The sequence below is a fragment of the Sphaerisporangium sp. NPDC049002 genome (assembly GCF_040649355.1).
GTDB lineage: Bacteria > Actinomycetota > Actinomycetes > Streptosporangiales > Streptosporangiaceae > Sphaerisporangium.
The window spans coordinates 41,847-57,348 of the sequence record NZ_JBEZFH010000004.1 but is presented as its reverse complement, the minus strand read 5'-3'; the positions used below and the strand labels follow the sequence as shown (position 1 = coordinate 57,348).

The following is a 15,502-nucleotide window of genomic DNA, read 5'->3' as shown; positions in this document are numbered from 1 at the left end:
TGCCCAGCCTCCATCCATCCAAATTTCCGCCAATCTCGCAACAAACCGCATAAACCATAGTCAATACGGTATTAACTGTCGCATTTCACGTGACTGCCCGAAGAATCAGTTGAATGCGTGGTTCGTCGCTTCGGGCGCCTGAGCCGGGTGGGTGTCCGCGAGCCGCGCCGGAAGCTCGGTTCTGCGGGTGACATTGAGCTTGCGATAGATCCGTGTGAGGTGCTGTTCCACGGTGCTCATCGTGATGAACAGCTTCCGCGAAATCTCCCGGTTGGTGTATCCCTCCGCCGCCAGCGCCGCCACGCGCCGCTCGGCGTCGCTCATGATCGCCGTCACTCCCGTGGAGCCGGTGGCGGACCGTTCGTCCTCGTCGTCGCGCGACAGGGCCCGGATGAGGGGCTCGGCACGGCACTCCTGGGCGAGCACCCGGGTGCGCCGTCCGAACATCTCCGCCTGCCGGTGCTCCCCGCTCGCCTGGTAGGCCTCGGTGAGGTCGAAGAGCGTACGGGCCAGCTGGTACCGGTCACCGCCGGACTGGAGGAGGTCGGCGGACCTGCGGAGCAGCGCGGCGCGGTGCCGCACCTCGCTCACCGAGGCCAGCAGGCGCATCGCCATGCCGTGCGCCCGCTTGGACCGCGCGTCGCACCGTGCGAGCTGGTCGTTGATCAGGTCGAGCGCCTCGCCGGGCTCCCCGAGGCGGATCAGGGCCTCGGCGGCGTCCGTGCGCCAGGCGATGAACCCCGGCACGTCCAGCTTCCACCTGCCCATGAGCTCGCCGCAGAGCCGGAAGTCCCGCAGCGCCTGGCTGGGCTGGTCAGCCAGGAGGTTGAACCGGCCCTTCGCGTGCAGGTACTGCAGGCCGTACCTGGTCTCCAGCATCGACTCGGGCACCGGCTGGTTGAAGTGCTGGAGGTACTCGTCCAGCTTGCCCATGGCGGCCCCGGCGAGCAGCAGGCTGCCCAGCGGCCCGCCGACGGTCGCCCCCCAGCCGGCGGCCGGGATGATCTCCAGAGCCCTCTGGGCGTCCTGTGCCGCGCCCGCCAGGTCGCCCCTGCGCAGGCCGATCTCCGCCCGGATGGCGGACAGCCGGGCCTGGCGGCTCGGCGCGTGGCGGGACGCCGCCTCGTCGATGAACGCGTCGCACCAGGGCGCTGCCCTGCCGGGCAGGTCGGCGTAGGTCAGCGCCAGCAGCGCGGTCTCCACCGTGTCCAGGGTCATCTCGTCCAGGCGGGAACCGCGCAGGATGAGCTCGGCCGTCGCCACGGTGTCCTCGCGCGGGCCCTCGGACATCACGCTCGCCAGCGCGCCCGCCGCCTCCATGCGGCGGCCGACCCTGAGGGACGAGGCCGCGGCGATCGTCTGCTCCCTGCCGACCTCCGGCAGATGCGTCAGGAACGACGGGTACAGGGTCCTGAACCACGGGCGCGCCGCGGCCAGCTCCGCCGCGCTCTCCTGGTCCAGCCTTTCCCGCTCCTTCAGGTGGGCGAGGACGTCCTTGGCGTCGTCGGTGTGGCCGTGCCACAGCAGGGCCTTGGCGAGCACCACCGCGTCCCCGCCGCCGAGGTAGCCCTTGTGCAGGGCGTCGGTCAGCTCCGCGAGGTGCCCCGCGGGCGCGCTGGGGTTGATCCGCCACTCCGCCCGTACCAGCGCGGTGGCGATCCTCGCGCGCCGCCGCTCGTCGCCGCAGGCCCGCCAGGCGAGCTTGAGGTACTCGATCGCCGACTCCACGCCGTCGTCGCGCAGCGCCTGCCGCGCCGCCTCCTCAAGGACCGACAGGGCCCAGGCGTCCGCGGCGTGGCTCGCGTGCAGCAGATGCTCGGCCACCACGGCGGGGGGAGCCCCCTCTTCGTACGTCAGCTCCGCGGCCCGGCGGTGAAGGCCGATGCGCTCGGAGGCTTCCAGCTCGGCCAGGACGGCGGACCGGGCGGTCTCGTGACGGAAGTGGCTCTCCTCCAGCACGCCGGCGTCGTCCAGCGCCTGGATCGAGGTGGAGACGGCCACCTTGCTCTCGCCGAGCAACGGGCCCACCGAGGAGGGGTCGCCCAGGACCGCGAGCCCCCTGGCGACGAGCGACACGCGCCGGTCGGCGCGGCGCAGATAGGCCACGATGGCCTCGCCGTACCTCTGGCCGGGGGAGCCGGTGGCCTGGAGATCGTCCAGGAGCGCGTCCACCAGCAGCCGGTTTCCGCCGCTCAACGCGTGGCACTCGGCCGCGAACCGCCTCGCCGCCTCGGCGCCCGCCCTGTCGGCCACCCTCTCCTCCACACCCGCGAGGCTCAGGTGGGTGAGACGGACCGGACGGCAGTGCGGCTGCCGCAGCACCTCGGTGTGGAAGAGCGACTGGAGGTGCGGGCTCGGGTCCGGCGCGCTGAACACGAGCATGACGTCCGCGAACTTCACCCGCCGCGCGAGGTAGGCGAGGCACAGCTGCGACGCGCGGTCGGCGTAGTGAACGTCGTCCACGGCGATCACCAGGGGACAGCGCTCGGACAGCTCCAGCAGCACCGTGCAGAGCGCGTCGACGATCTGCACGTCCACGTGCTCGATGGACTCGGCCCGCGGGTCGTTGGACAGCTGCGAGCGCGCTCCCTCGTGCAGCAGGCTCAGGGTCGCCGCGCGCTGCTCTTCGGTCAGCGGCGCCCCGTGGACGAGCTGGGACAGCACCCCGAGCGGGAGCCCGCTCTCGGCGCGGGAGCCCGTCGCGGCGAGGGGCAGGGCGCCGTGGTCGAACGCCCGCTCGGTGAAGGAGTACAGCAGCTCGCTCTTGCCGGTCGCGATCGCCCCCGTCACCATCGCGATCCTCCCCTTGCCCGCCACCACCTCGGTCAGCAGGTCCCGCAAGGAGGTCATGGCCCTCCGTTGGTCGTCTACGGCCATGTTCGGCCTCCACCATCCGCTCGGAGTCCGGCCGCCGCCAGGGGACGGCGCTGTTCGGGTACGGTCACCTCGCCGTCCGCCTCGGCGGACGCGAGGCGCCCGTCGCGGGAGAGCCGCCTGCGGGCGACGCGTACGGCCGTGAGCGCGGCCGTCGCGATGTCCCTGTCGATGCCGGCGCCCCAGGCCACCGCGCCGTCGACCCGGCATTCGGCGTAGATCACGGTCTCGTCGCGCGACCGGCCGTCGAGGACGGCCCGTTCGGGCGTCAGGTCCTCGTTGTCGAGCGGCAGCCCGGTGCGGTGGACGACCCGCACCTCGACGCCATGGCGGGCCAGAACCGAACCGAGGGTGCGGACGGCGTCCGCCTGGGCGCCGCCGACGTCGAACCGGCCGTCGACGTACAGGGACGCCGTCACCGGCTCCCGCCCCACCGGCAGGGGGGCCGGGGGCTCGCCGTGGAGGAGGTACTCCTCCATGAAGAGCGCGCCGATCCGGCTCGGCGACAGCTCGCCGCCCGCCGCGTCCGCCTGAGCCTGCACCGTGGCCGCAAGGTCGATCTGGAGCCCCCGAGGCAGGTTCAGGCCGTGCCAGGCGCTCATGACGTAGGCGACGCCACCCTTGCCCGACTGGCTGTTCACCCGTACGACCGCCTCGTACGTACGGCCCACGTCCTTGGGGTCCACGGGCAGGTACGGCACGCGCCAGGGCAGGTCGTCGGCGCCGGCGCCGGTCTCGGCCGCCCGCTGCTCCAGTTCGTCGAACCCCTTCTTGATCGCATCCTGGTGGGACCCGGAGAAGGCGCTGTAGACCAGGTCGCCGCCGTAGGGGTGACGGGGGTGGACGGGCAGCTCGTTGCAGTGCTCGACGGTGCGGCGGATCGCGTTGATGTCGGAGAAGTCGATGCCCGGGTCGACCCCGTGGGCGTACAGGTTCATGCCGAGGGTCACCAGGCAGACGTTGCCGGCGCGCTCGCCGTTGCCGAACAGGCAGCCCTCGACGCGCTGGACCCCCGCCAGCAGGGCCAGCTCCGCTGCCGCCACCCCCGTGCCCCGGTCGTTGTGCGGGTGGACGGACAGGCAGACGTGCTCGCGCCGGGAGAGGTTCCGGTCGAGCCACTCCATCTGGTCGGCGAAGACGTTGGGCAGCGAGCGCTCCACCGTCGTCGGGAAGTTGAGGATGATCCCGCGGTCGGGCCCGGGCTCCCAGACGTCCATGACGGCCTCGCAGACCTCCAGGGAGAAGTCCGGCTCGGTCTCGTTGAAGAGCTCTGGGGAGTACTCGTAGCCGAGGTCGCAGTCACGGAGCGTCCGCTCGGCGTACTTCATCATCAGCCGGGTGCCCTGGACCGCGAGATCCTTGCACTCGGCGCGGCTCATGCCGAAGACCAGCCGCCGGAACAGCGGGGAGGTGGCGTTGTAGATGTGGATCGTCGCCCGGGGCGCCCCCGCGAGGCATTCCACCGTCCGCCTGATCAGCTCGTCGCGGGCCTGGGTGAGAACCGAGATGCGCACATCGTCGGGTATCCGGTCCTGCGTGATGAGCATCCGCACGAAGTCGTGGTCGTTCTGGCTGGCGACGGGAAACCCGACCTCGATCTCTTTGTAGCCCATGCTGACAAGGAGGTCGAACATCATGAGCTTGCGCTCGGGGGTCATGGGGTTGGCGAGCGACTGGTTGCCGTCCCGGAGATCGGTGGACAACCAGCGTGGAGCGGAGACGATGCGATTGCCGGGCCAGGTGCGGTCGGTCAGGTCGACGGGGGTGAATCCCGCGTAGCGCTCGACGCCTCTCACGTCAAACTTCCTTTCCTGAATGACTCACGGCTGAAGAATCCTGATGTCGGACCTGGGCTCCACGCCGAGCGCCGTGCGCCGGGCGCATCCTCCCTCCACCGTTCATGACAAACAGATTGACATCGACTGTGTTTCCGGCGTTCTTCGCCAGAATTGAGAGCTCCTGCCGGAGCTTGGGCCCGCCAGGGGTGAATGGGTGGTCGCGATCGTCGAGCACCTTTATCGGCCCCAGGGATTGAAATCCGGCATTGGATTCCCTAGGGTGAAATCAATGAGCCTCGGTCAGCGGCCGGAGCCCGCCTTTCCGGCGTTTTCCGCTGGCTCCAGGCTAGTAGGGGTGGGCACGGCCCGACAATACGGGTCCCCGAGGATTTCGGCCCAGATATCCGATGGTGGTACGGGTGGTATCCAAAGAATCAGTCCCGGCTACAACTTTCGGATCATCCTCTTAACGAGCCGCGGGCTTCGGGGAACAATCCGGGCATGACGAGCATATGGGCAACGAGGCAGGCTACCGGGGCTTCCGCCCTGCGGTCCGGTATTCGTGTGCTGGGGCTGTGCGTCGTCGAAGCCCGGCCGGCCGTCCTGTCGATTTCGACGCTCCGATACCTGGCGGGGGCCGCGCTCGCGGTGCCGGCCGGAGCGATGCCGGACCCGGCGAAGGTGCTCCAGGGGGCGGTGGCCTGGGTCCTGTCGATTCTCGCGATCTATCTCTACAACGGGGTCACCGACGTCACCGAGGACCGCGTCAACCACTCCCGCAGGCCGATCGCCCGTGGCGACCTCGATCCGCGCACCGCGGTGGCCGTCGCCCTGGTCGCGGCCGGCCTCTCGCTCGGCGTGACCCTGGCGCTGCCCGTTCAGGTGACGTGGATGGTCGGGGCCAATCTGCTTCTCGGCTACCTGTACTCAGGACCGCCATTTCCCCTCAAAAGCGGATCCGGAGGCACAATCATCGTGTTGTGCGTCTCTGGCCTGCTGTCCTACTGGTGCGGGTTCTTCATTTCCACCGGCGGCGAAAGCGTCTCCACGCCGCTCGAACTGATCGTGTTCGCGATCGCCGCCACTTACTGGATGACGCTCGTCGGAGTTCCCGCCAAGGATCTGTCCGATATCGATGGGGACGCCGCGGCGGGCCGGCGCACGATCGGCGTCACGCTCGGGGAGCGGACGTCACGGTGCGTGATGTCCGTCGCCGCGGCCGTGCTGGTGGCCGCCTTCGGCGTCACCATACTCGTCCTCGGCATTCCGCTGATCGGGGCGTTCGTCGCCATGAGCGCGGGCGCCGCAGCGGTGATCATGGCCGGTCGCGCCGCCTCCGTCAAGGGGAGCCGCCGCCGACAACGACGGCCTTACCGAGTGTTCATGGCGACGCAACACCTCGTGCACATTACCGCGCTGATCAGCAATATGTCATCCTATATGTTGCTTTAAAGTCGCAGCTGCGAGATAGTTGGGGGCACGCGCGTCCCATGGCGGAGGGGACTTCCTTGGATGCGGCACAAGGGGCAGGGAACGACCCGGCGAGATTCGTCGACGCGTGCCGGAAAGAAATCCTTTCGGAATTCGAGTCAGAGCTGCAAGCCAGCGGCAACGTTCTGTCAAGCGATCCGCAGGCGACGCGCCAGGCTCTTATGACCGCCCACTACGTCCTCGACGATGTGGCCGCCATGCTTCGCGCCGGAAAGGTGCAGGTCAACGAGCTCTATAAATTCCATGCCTGGGAAGTCGGCAGTACTCGCGCCGCGACCGGAGTTCACCCCAAGGCATCTCTTGAGGCGGGTTCGCTGTTCTTCAGGACCGCTCTGGCCCACCTGGCGCGGCGAATAGCCGAGGACGCCGGGTCGCCCACCGAGATTTTCACGCTGGTGGCCACCGGAATGGAGGAGAGCCTCTCCCGGCGAATCCGCGAGGCGTCCGAGAGCTATCACGGCTTTCTCCTCAACCAGGTGCACGAGGCCCAGGGAGAGGAGCGCCGCCGCATAGCGCGCGAGCTCCACGACCGCGTCGGCCACGGGATCAGCGTCGCTCACCAGCAGCTCGCGCTCTCGGAGGTCCACAGGGCCACGGACCCCGCCAGGGCGTCCGCCAAGATCGCGGTCGCGCAGCAGGCCATCCAGGAGACCATGGAGAACCTCCGGCAGATGACGTCGGAGTTATATCCCCAGGTGCCTGTGAAGAGCCTGGAGAAAGCGCTGCTCGGCTTTCTCGAAGCGGTCGAGGACGACTGTGTGTCCGTCGGGCTCGACGTGAACGGCGACGAGTCGTGGGCCGAGCCGCGAGTGCTCGACCAGGCGTTTCTCATCGTCAGGGAAGCCGCCCGCAACGCGATAACGCACGCCCGCCCATCGGTGATCCTCATGCGGGTGGACATCGCTCCGCACGAACTCCTCGCGTCCGTACAGGACAATGGGCATGGCTTCGCACCGCAGCTCGCCCGGGCACGCGGAGGCGTCGGTCTCGCGTCCATGCGCGAGCGCGCGGAGCTGCTCGGGGGGCGGGTGACCATTTCCAGCGAACCAGGGAACGGCTGTCTAGTCGAGCTCTTCATCCCCCTAAAGAGACAGTCCCATGAATCGGACGAATCGAAGTAACGAAATCTCCGTCGCCATCGTCGACGACCATGCCCTTTTCCGGGAAGGGCTGCGCGAGATCCTTGAGGCCGTCGAGGACATGGGCATCGTGGGTGAGGCCGGGGACTCCTCCTCCGCCCTGGCCCTGGTCGAGGAGACGCGGCCGGACGTGGTCCTGCTGGACGTCGAGATCCCGGGTGACGAGGTCACCGAGACCGTCACGCGGATCCGGAAGATCTCGCCCGCGACCCGGATCATCATCTTGAGCATGTACGACGGGCCCCAACTGCTCACGCGGCTCCTCGTGGCCGGCATCTGCGGCTACCTGCTCAAGAGCGTCCACCGGCACGAGCTGATCGCGGCGGTGAGGAGCGTCCACGAGGATCCCGGGAGGGTCGTGCTCGCGGTCTCGCGCCACAGCCTCGCCCAGGTGAAGGGGCCTCCCGCGGGCGTCCTTTCGAACAAGGAGCAGGAGGTCCTGCAACTGGCCGCCCAGGCGCTCAGCAACGGCCAGATCGCCCGCTGCCTCGGCCTGGCGGAGGCGACCGTGAAACGGCACATGCGGAACATCTTCGTCAAGCTCAACGCGGTGTCCCGGATCGACGCGGTCAACAAGGCCCTCGCCGCGTCGCTCATCTCCCCTCAGAGCAGGAGCGACGCCGACTGATCGAACCTGGCGGCGGGGAAGATCCTCGCCAGCCTGTCGCGCGTCGCGGGCGCGAGCTCCACCGCCGACGCGGCGAGGTTCATCTCCAGGTGCACCGGGTCGCGGGTGCTCGGGACGGGGACGATGTGGTCGCCCTGGGCGAGCAGCCAGCCGAGGGCGAGGCGGCCCGCGCCGACGTCCAGCTGCGCCGCCGCGGCCTCGACCTCCCGGAGCGGCCCCACGCTCAGCCGGAGGTTCTCCGGCTGGAAGCGGGGGTCCTCGTGCCTCCAGTCGCCCGCGCCCAGTTGTACGGGGGAGCGGATGCGGCTGGTGAGGAAGCCGCGGCCGAGCGGGCGGGCGGCGACCACGGTGATGCCCATCTGCCGGGCGGCGGGCAGGAGGTCCGGCTGGGCGCGCGCGCCCCAGAGCGAGTACTCGACGGCGATCGCGGTGACGGGGTGCACGGCGTGCGCCCGCCGCAGTTGCTGGAGCGTGCCGCTGGACAGGCCCAGGTAGCGGATCTTCCCGGCCTGCACGAGCCTGGACAGGCGGGCCATGCTCGCCTCCAGCGGGACGCGCTCGTCCTGGCAGTGGAGGTAGTAGAGGTCGATGCAGTCGACGCCGAGGCGTTCGAGGGAGGACTCGCAGGAACGCTCCAGGTAGTCGAGCCGCCCGTCGAACCTCGGCGGCTGACCCGGCCGCGCGCGGCGCATGCCGCCCCGGGTGCACACCACCACCTGGCCGGCCCGCCCGGCGACGGCCCGGCCCACGAGGCGTTCGACCTGGCCGGCGGCGTAGAAGCCCGCGGTGTCGATGAGGGTGACGCCGGCGTCGAGCGCCCTGCGGATCAGGGTGAGCGCCTCAGCGTTGTCGATGCGACCGTAGGCGCCGGCGAGGGCGAGCGAGCCGAGTCCGATGGTCGAGATGACCGGCCCTGTCTGTCCCAACCTCGTGTAACGCAAGCGGACCCCTTAACGCGCCCATCCCAGAATAGTGCATTTCTATTGGTATCCGGCCTCTGTCAGAGTTTAGTCAAAGTCCGGTCAAAGTACAGTCGCCCATCAGAATGGCTCTACTTCCGAGGAAGTAGGGCATGTGATTTAGGTCGCTTATATACATTAAATGGTGGCATGGGATGGGATAGTGTTGATCCGCCGGGACCGCTCATTCGATCATCTCGAAGGCGGCGTACCAGTGTGATCGGAAAAGGCGTCCGGCGCCCTGCCCGTGAAATCGCGGGCGCCCTTTGGGTCCCCGGCCCTAAGGGCGCCGGGAACCGCCCCCGCTCGCGGACGTCAGGCCGTACAGGCAGGCGCTGAGGGTGCGCGCCTGCACGTTCACGTAGTAGCTGTGCCGGAGGAGCTCTCCCAGCTGGTGCAGGGTGAGCCACCGGAAGCCCGGGTGGCCGGGCGCGGGGTCGGTGTCCGTCTCGACGATGAGGTAGCGGTTCCTGGCGTGGTAGAAGCGCCCGCCCTCCTCCGACAGGATGGTGTCGAAGCGGATCCGGTCTCGCGGGGCCCCGAGTACCTCGTCCAGGAGGAGCGGTCTGGCCTCGGGCGGTAGGTGATCGTAGTTCCCCGGCGTGTACTGCACGGTCGGCGCCAGCTCGACGACGTCGGTGTTCCCCGGCTCGACCCGCGCGTTCACCAGGGCGTGGAGCACTCCGCCGATCTTGCGGACCAGGAAGGCGATGACCCCCCTGCCGATGGGCTCGATCATCGGCTGGGTCCAGCGGCCCACCTCGCGCCCGCTCGCTGCGACGCTCACGCCGATGACGTCGAAGAACCTGCCCGTCTCGTGGGAGATCTTCCCGCCGGTCCGGCGCCAGCGCCGCAGCCGGTTGAGCGGGATCCGCTCGGTCTGGATCTCCACCGTGGAACGGATGCCGGTGGTCCAGCTCAGGATCTCCTCGATGCGGTGCCGGCCCCCCTGACCGGGGTCGCACGACCGGATGAGCGAGGCGCGGAACCCGTCGACCCCGCCGGAGCCGAACGTCGCGGCCGTACCCCCGCCGCTGAACGGCAGGCAGGCCAGCACCGTACGGGCGTCCATGTTCACCAGGTCGGGCACGGACAGCAGCTCGTGCACCTGACCCAGGGTCAGCCAGCAGAACCCGTCGGCCGGCTCGATGTCCTCGGCCACCTCCACGACCATGTTCCTGTTGCGCTTGCGGTAGAACCAGGCCCCCTGCTCCGACTGGCGCACGTCGGCCAGCACGCGCCCCGTGGGGTTGCGGAAGTGGTCGAGGTAGGGCACCGGCCTGCCCTGGTGTACCCGCGTGTAGTTGCTCCGGGTGGCCTGCACCGTGGGCGACAGCTGGAGCCCGTTGTGGTTGCCCGGTTCGTTCTTGGCCTGCATGAGCAGGTGCAGGACGCCGTCGAACTCCTTGACCAGGATGCCGAGGATGCCGACCTCCGGCTGGTTGATGATCGGCTGCGTCCACGCCGTCACGGGACTTCCGGGAAAGCGGACGTCCAGTCCCTCGACGGTGAAGAACCCGCCGCTCCTGTGGACGATGTTCCCCGTCGCCGGGTCGTGCCGCCAGCCGTCCAGCTCGTCGAGCGCGAGCCGGTCGACATCCATATATGCGCGTTCCGCTATTTCCGAGAGCCAATGGCGGACGGCCGCGACGTGTGTGAAATGGGCCCCTCCCGAAAGAGCGGACTCGGCGATTCTCACCTGTGCCGGCTGGGCGGAGAGTGTAGGAATGGTGGGCTCCTAACGGGCGGCTCACACACGTGGCTGCCATCCACGCTCAACGGCGAAGATGTCACGCTGTGAGGGGCCCGCTCAACCCCCCTGCCGGGTTCCGGAACCCCTATTCTGACCCTTGCGAGAAAGCAGGGGTTCTCCACGGGTCGACCCCCTAATAGCGTCTGGATCCGACGGAGGTAAGGGCATTGCGAGGCGATCGGGGCATTCATCGCGATGGGAGCCGCGGGTCGGGCGGGCTGGCAGCATGAAAAACTGATCATTAGAGTGGGCGCCATGACCGATCACGCGGAGATCCGGGCAGGCGACCGTGACCGGGACAACGTGGCCGAAACGTTGCGCGTCGCGCTCAGCGAGGGCCGCATCAGCATCGACGAGCTGCACGAAAGGCTCGACCGCACGTACGCGGCTCGCACCTGCGGAGAGCTGGACGTCATCGTGGCCGACCTGCCGCAGGCGGGCGACCTGCCCGCGACGCGCGAGGACGCCTCCGACGTCCTGCGGCTCCACACGCGGGGCAGAAGGAACCTCAGGCAGACCGGGTACTGGGTCGTCCCTCCTCTCATCAGCGCCAAGGTCGCGTGGGGCAAGGTCCGCATCGACTTCACCCAGGCGATCTGCCATCACAGCGAGGTCTCCGTCGAGGTCGAGTGCGGGCTCGGGGACATCGTGCTGCTGGTTCCCCATGGCTGGCGGGTCCGCGCCGACGAGGTCATCACCCGGTCGATGGGCAGCGTCCACAACAAGCCTCACCATCCGCCGGCGCCGGACGCGGTCACGCTGCGGCTCTTCGGCCTGGTGAGGATCGGCGACGTCTGGGTGAGGTACCGCCGCCCACGTGCCTGAACGTGGCACGGGAGAGTCACGGGTGGTGCGCGGGCCGTCCCCGGTCGGCCGACGATCGTCGACACTACCGAAGGAGTCTCTTATGTCATGCCGGGTCTGTTCGGGTCGGCTCAGCGAGTTCGCGGACTTCGGACCTCAGCCCATCTCGGACGCGTTCGTCGAGCCCGGTGACACCCGGGAGGAGTTCTCCTTCCGGCTCGCGGTCGGGATCTGCCAGACGTGCACGATGGTGCAGCTGCTGGAGGAGGTCCCCCGCGAGCGCATGTTCCACGAGGCATACCCCTACCTGTCCTCCGGCTCCGCCGTCATGCGCGAGCACTTCGAGGCACTGGCCAAGACCCTGCTGGCCACGGAGCTCGCGGGGCCCGATCCCTTCGTCGTCGAGCTCGGCTGCAACGACGGCACGATGCTCAGGAGCATCGCCGACGCCGGCGTCCGGCACCTGGGCGTCGAACCGTCCGGAGGGGTGGCCGACCTGGCCGCGGCCAAGGGGGTGCGGGTGCGAAAGGAGTTCTTCGAGGAGGCCACCGCGCGGCGGATCCGCGACACCGACGGCCCTGCGGACGTCGTCTACGCCGCCAACACCCTGTGCCACATCCCGTACATGGAGTCGATCCTGAGCGGGGTCGACGCGCTGCTGCGGCCAGACGGCGTCTTCGTGTTCGAGGACCCCTACCTCGCGGACATCCTGGAGCGCGCCTCCTTCGACCAGATCTACGACGAGCATTTCTACTTCTTCACCGCCGGGTCCGTACAGCGGATGGCGCAGCGGTCCGGGTTCGAGCTCGTCGACGTCGAGCGGCTGCCCGTGCACGGGGGTGAGGTCCGCTACACGCTCGCGCGCAGGGGCGCGAGGCGGCCCGGCCCGGCGGTGGCCGAGCTGCTGGCGGCCGAGGGCTCGGCCGGGATCACCGATCCGGCGACCCTCCGAAGGTTCACCGCCCGCGTCGAGCACATCCGGGACGCCCTCGTGGAACTGCTCACCGGCCTGCGGGACGAGGGGGCCACGGTCGCCGGGTACGGCGCGACCGCCAAGAGCGCCACCGTGCTGAACTACTGCGGCATCGGGCCCGAGCTGGTCCCGTTCGTCTGCGACACCACGCCCGCCAAGCAGGGCAGGCTCACACCCGGGTCGCGCATCCCGGTGCGGAGCCCCGAGGCGTTCTCCGGCCCGTACCCCGACTACGCCCTGCTGTTCGCCTGGAACCACGCGGAAGAGATCATGGCCAAGGAGCGGGCGTTCAGGGAGTCGGGCGGCAGATGGATCCTCTACGTCCCCGAGGTGCACGTTGTCTGACCGGGGCCGCCCGCTCGTCGTGGTCCTCGGAGCCTCGGGCTTCGTGGGCTCCGCTCTGGTCGCGAAGCTCGTCGCGCGCCGCGTGAGGCTGCGCCTCGTGGCACGCCGGCCCTCACCGGTCCCCTGCGACGCGCCGCGGGACGTCGACGTGCGCCGGGCCGACCTCGCCGTGCCCGGCCAGGTGGCGGAGGCCGTCGCGGGCGCCGACGTCGTGATCAACCTGCTCCTGCACGGCGACTGGCGTACGGCCACGAACGGGGGAGCGGTGGAGAAGGTGAACTGCGGCGTCGTGGGCGACATCGTCCAGGCCCTGCGGGCTGAGCGCAGGCCCGGCCCGCCCCCCGTCGTCCTGTTCGCCGGATCGACGTCGCAGGTCGGCCGCCGGGTCCAGGCCCGGATCGACGGAACCGAGCCCGACGACCCCGAGACCCCCTACGACCGGCAGAAGCTGGCCGCGGAGCGCGTCCTTGCGGCGGCCACGGCGCAGGGGGTGGTGCGCGGCGTCACGCTGCGCCTGCCCACGGTGTTCGGCGCGGCTCCGGCCGCCGACCGCGGCGTGGTCGCGGTGATGGCACGCCGCGCCCTGGCGGGCGAGCCGCTCACCATGTGGGGCGACGGCGGCGTGGAGCGCGACCTGCTCTACGTCGGCGACGCCGCCGAGGCATTCGTCGCGGCGCTCGGCCGGGCGCACGCGCTCGCCGGCCGGCACTGGCTGGTCGGTACGGGCCGGGGCACGAGCGTCCGCCACCTCTTCACCGCCATCGCGGAGATCGCGTCCGCGTACACCGGGGCCGAGCCCGTGCCCGTCATCTCCACTCCACCGCCGGATGGGGCGACTCTCATGGATCCGAAAAGCGTCGTGGCCGACCCTGCCGCCTTCCACAGGCGTACCGGCTGGACGGCGCGCGTGCCGCTCGACGAGGCACTGCGCCGCACGGTCTCCCGCCTGGCGGGGCAGCGCGTATGAAACCGCGAGAGCTGGCGGTGACCGGCGCCTTCGAGTTCGTCCCCGAGACCTATCCCGACGATCGCGGCTTCTTCGTGTCCACCTACCAGGAGGCGGCCTTCGCCGAGGCGGTCGGGCACCCGCTGTTTCCGGTGGCGCAGGCCAGCCAGAGCACGTCCAGGCGGGGAGTGGTCCGTGGCGTCCACTACACCCTCGCCCCGCCGGGGACGGCGAAGTACGTGTACTGCACCAGGGGCAGGGCACTGGACCTCGTGGTCGACCTCAGGGTGGGGTCGCCGACCTTCGGCCGCTGGGACCAGCTTGAGCTGGCAGGCGACACCTGCCGTTCGGTGTACCTGCCGCCGGGGGTCGGGCACGCCTTCGCCGCGCTGGAGGACGACACGGTGGTGTGCTACCTGCTCTCGCAGGAGTACCAGAGCAGGAACGAGCTGGCCGTGTCGGTCTTCGACGCGGAGATCGGGCTGATCCTTCCGTCCGGAGCCGAGCCGATCCTCTCCGAGCGCGACCTGCTGGCCCCCACGCTGTCCGGGGCCGCCGAGCGCGGCCTGCTTCCCCGGTACGAGGCCTGCCTGGCCGTCGAGAAGGGCTTCCCGAGGTCCTGACTACAGCGTCCTCAGCACCTCGCGCAGCGCGGAGATGACCTTCTCCTGGAGCCCCACCGGCAGGGAGGGGTACATCGGCAGGGAGAAGATCTGGCCGGCCAGCTCCTCGGTCACGGGCAGACTGCCAGGCGCGTGGCCGAGATGCGCGAAACCAGACATGGTGTGGATCGGCCAGGGATAGCTGACGTTGAGATGGATGTCATGGGCGCGCAGCGCCGCGATGATGTCGTCGCGCCGGGGATGCCGCACGACGTACAGGTAGTAGACGTGCTCGTTGCCCTCGGCGACGGAGGGAAGGACGAGCTCGGTGTCGCCGAGGCCCTCGGCGTAGCGCGCCGCCACGGCCCGCCTGCCGGCGATGTACCGGTCGAGCCGGCGGAGCTTGCGGCGCAGGATCTCGGCCTGGACCTCGTCCAGCCGGGAGTTGTGCCCGGGCGTCTCCACCACGTAGTACGTCTGTTCCATGCCGTAGTAGCGGTGCCTGCGCAGGTTGGCGTCCACGGCGTCGTCGGAGGTGATCGTCGCTCCGCCGTCCCCGTAGGCGCCGAGCACCTTGGTCGGGTAGAACGAGAACCCGGCCGCCGCGCCCATCGACCCCGCCACGCGCCCGTGATGGCGGGCGCCGTGCGCCTGCGCGCAGTCCTCAAGGATCACCAGGTCGTGCCGGGCCGCGAGCCGTTCGAGCGGCGCCATGTCCACGCACTGCCCGTACAGGTGGACGGGCAGCAGGCACCGGGTCCTCGGGGTGATCGCGGCCTCGACCTGGGCGACGTCCATGAGGTAGGTGTCCGGGCGCACGTCGGTGAAGACCGGTGTGGCGCCCACCCCGTCGACGGCGACCACCGTCGGCGCCGCGGTGTTGGACACGGTGATCACCTCGTCGCCCCTGCCGACGCCCAGGGCCTGCAGGCCGAGCTTGATGGCGTTGGTGCCGTTGTCGACGCCCGCGCAGTGACGCACCCCGTGGTAGGCCGCGAACTCCCGCTCGAAGGAGCGGACGCTCTCGCCGAGGACGAGCTGCCCGGAACGGAACACGGTCTCCACGGCGTCGGCGATGTCCTCGCGCTCGGCGTCGTATTCCGCCAGGTAGTCCCAGACACGGGTGGGCATCGGCGTCCTCCTCGGATTCGGGCCCAGCGTAATCACGCCCCTCCGAATAGGGGAACCCCTATGAGGAGGGGTGGTTGAG

General features: G+C 69.7%; 12 protein-coding genes. 7 read left to right on the top strand and 5 right to left on the bottom strand.

Annotated features, from left to right (window positions below):
* Positions 1 to 105: 105 nt before the first annotated feature.
* Together AB0B89_RS01840 and leuA are read right to left on the bottom strand one after the other, a co-directional pair.
* A complete protein-coding gene (locus AB0B89_RS01840) occupies positions 106 to 2,850 on the bottom strand; it encodes a LuxR C-terminal-related transcriptional regulator (RefSeq protein WP_358546662.1) in 2,745 nt (914 codons plus the stop codon).
* Positions 2,851 to 2,867: 17 nt separating this feature from the next.
* Positions 2,868 to 4,670: a 2-isopropylmalate synthase gene (gene leuA, locus AB0B89_RS01835; RefSeq protein ID WP_358546659.1), complete on the bottom strand. Its 1,803-nt coding sequence runs from the start codon at positions 4,668 to 4,670 to the stop codon at positions 2,868 to 2,870.
* Between the two features lie 483 nt (positions 4,671 to 5,153).
* Between leuA and AB0B89_RS01830 the strand changes: the two genes are divergently transcribed.
* The 3 genes from AB0B89_RS01830 to AB0B89_RS01820 are packed head-to-tail and all read left to right on the top strand — an operon-like array spanning position 5,154 to position 7,910.
* On the top strand, positions 5,154 to 6,104 hold the full coding sequence (locus AB0B89_RS01830; protein ID WP_358546656.1) for a UbiA family prenyltransferase: 951 nt from the start codon (positions 5,154 to 5,156) through the stop codon (positions 6,102 to 6,104).
* A 38-nt stretch (positions 6,105 to 6,142) separates the two neighbouring features.
* Positions 6,143 to 7,264: a sensor histidine kinase gene (locus tag AB0B89_RS01825; RefSeq protein WP_358546653.1), complete on the top strand. Its 1,122-nt coding sequence runs from the start codon at positions 6,143 to 6,145 to the stop codon at positions 7,262 to 7,264.
* Positions 7,242 to 7,910 carry a response regulator transcription factor gene (locus tag AB0B89_RS01820; protein ID WP_358546650.1) on the top strand — a complete coding sequence of 223 codons (669 nt, stop codon included), beginning with the start codon at positions 7,242 to 7,244 and terminating at the stop codon, positions 7,908 to 7,910. Before AB0B89_RS01825 ends, AB0B89_RS01820 begins: the two co-directional genes overlap by 23 nt.
* Here AB0B89_RS01820 and AB0B89_RS01815 read toward each other — a convergent pair.
* Together AB0B89_RS01815 and AB0B89_RS01810 are read right to left on the bottom strand one after the other, a co-directional pair.
* Positions 7,886 to 8,851 carry an aldo/keto reductase gene (locus tag AB0B89_RS01815; RefSeq protein ID WP_358546647.1) on the bottom strand — a complete coding sequence of 322 codons (966 nt, stop codon included), beginning with the start codon at positions 8,849 to 8,851 and terminating at the stop codon, positions 7,886 to 7,888. The two genes, AB0B89_RS01820 and AB0B89_RS01815, sit on opposite strands and share 25 nt — an antisense overlap.
* A 298-nt stretch (positions 8,852 to 9,149) precedes the next feature.
* Complete coding sequence (locus AB0B89_RS01810; RefSeq protein ID WP_358546644.1) at positions 9,150 to 10,568, bottom strand: NDP-hexose 2,3-dehydratase family protein; 1,419 nt, start codon at positions 10,566 to 10,568, stop codon at positions 9,150 to 9,152.
* 309 nt (positions 10,569 to 10,877) lie between these two features.
* Between AB0B89_RS01810 and AB0B89_RS01805 the strand changes: the two genes are divergently transcribed.
* From AB0B89_RS01805 to AB0B89_RS01790, 4 genes are all read left to right on the top strand, one after another.
* Positions 10,878 to 11,447 carry a DUF1707 domain-containing protein gene (locus tag AB0B89_RS01805; protein ID WP_358546641.1) on the top strand — a complete coding sequence of 190 codons (570 nt, stop codon included), beginning with the start codon at positions 10,878 to 10,880 and terminating at the stop codon, positions 11,445 to 11,447.
* 82 nt (positions 11,448 to 11,529) lie between these two features.
* Positions 11,530 to 12,744, top strand: coding sequence for a class I SAM-dependent methyltransferase (locus AB0B89_RS01800; RefSeq protein WP_358546638.1), 1,215 nt, complete (start codon positions 11,530 to 11,532; stop codon positions 12,742 to 12,744).
* Positions 12,737 to 13,711: an NAD-dependent epimerase/dehydratase gene (locus AB0B89_RS01795; protein ID WP_358546635.1), complete on the top strand. Its 975-nt coding sequence runs from the start codon at positions 12,737 to 12,739 to the stop codon at positions 13,709 to 13,711. Before AB0B89_RS01800 ends, AB0B89_RS01795 begins: the two co-directional genes overlap by 8 nt.
* Entirely contained in the window at positions 13,708 to 14,313 is a 606-nt protein-coding gene (locus AB0B89_RS01790) for a dTDP-4-dehydrorhamnose 3,5-epimerase family protein (protein ID WP_358546633.1), read from the top strand. Before AB0B89_RS01795 ends, AB0B89_RS01790 begins: the two co-directional genes overlap by 4 nt.
* Here the strand turns inward: AB0B89_RS01790 and AB0B89_RS01785 are convergent, their stop codons facing one another.
* Positions 14,314 to 15,423, bottom strand: a complete 1,110-nt coding sequence (locus AB0B89_RS01785; protein WP_358546630.1) for a DegT/DnrJ/EryC1/StrS family aminotransferase — start codon at positions 15,421 to 15,423, stop codon at positions 14,314 to 14,316. It lies immediately after the preceding gene.
* Positions 15,424 to 15,502: the final 79 nt, after the last annotated feature.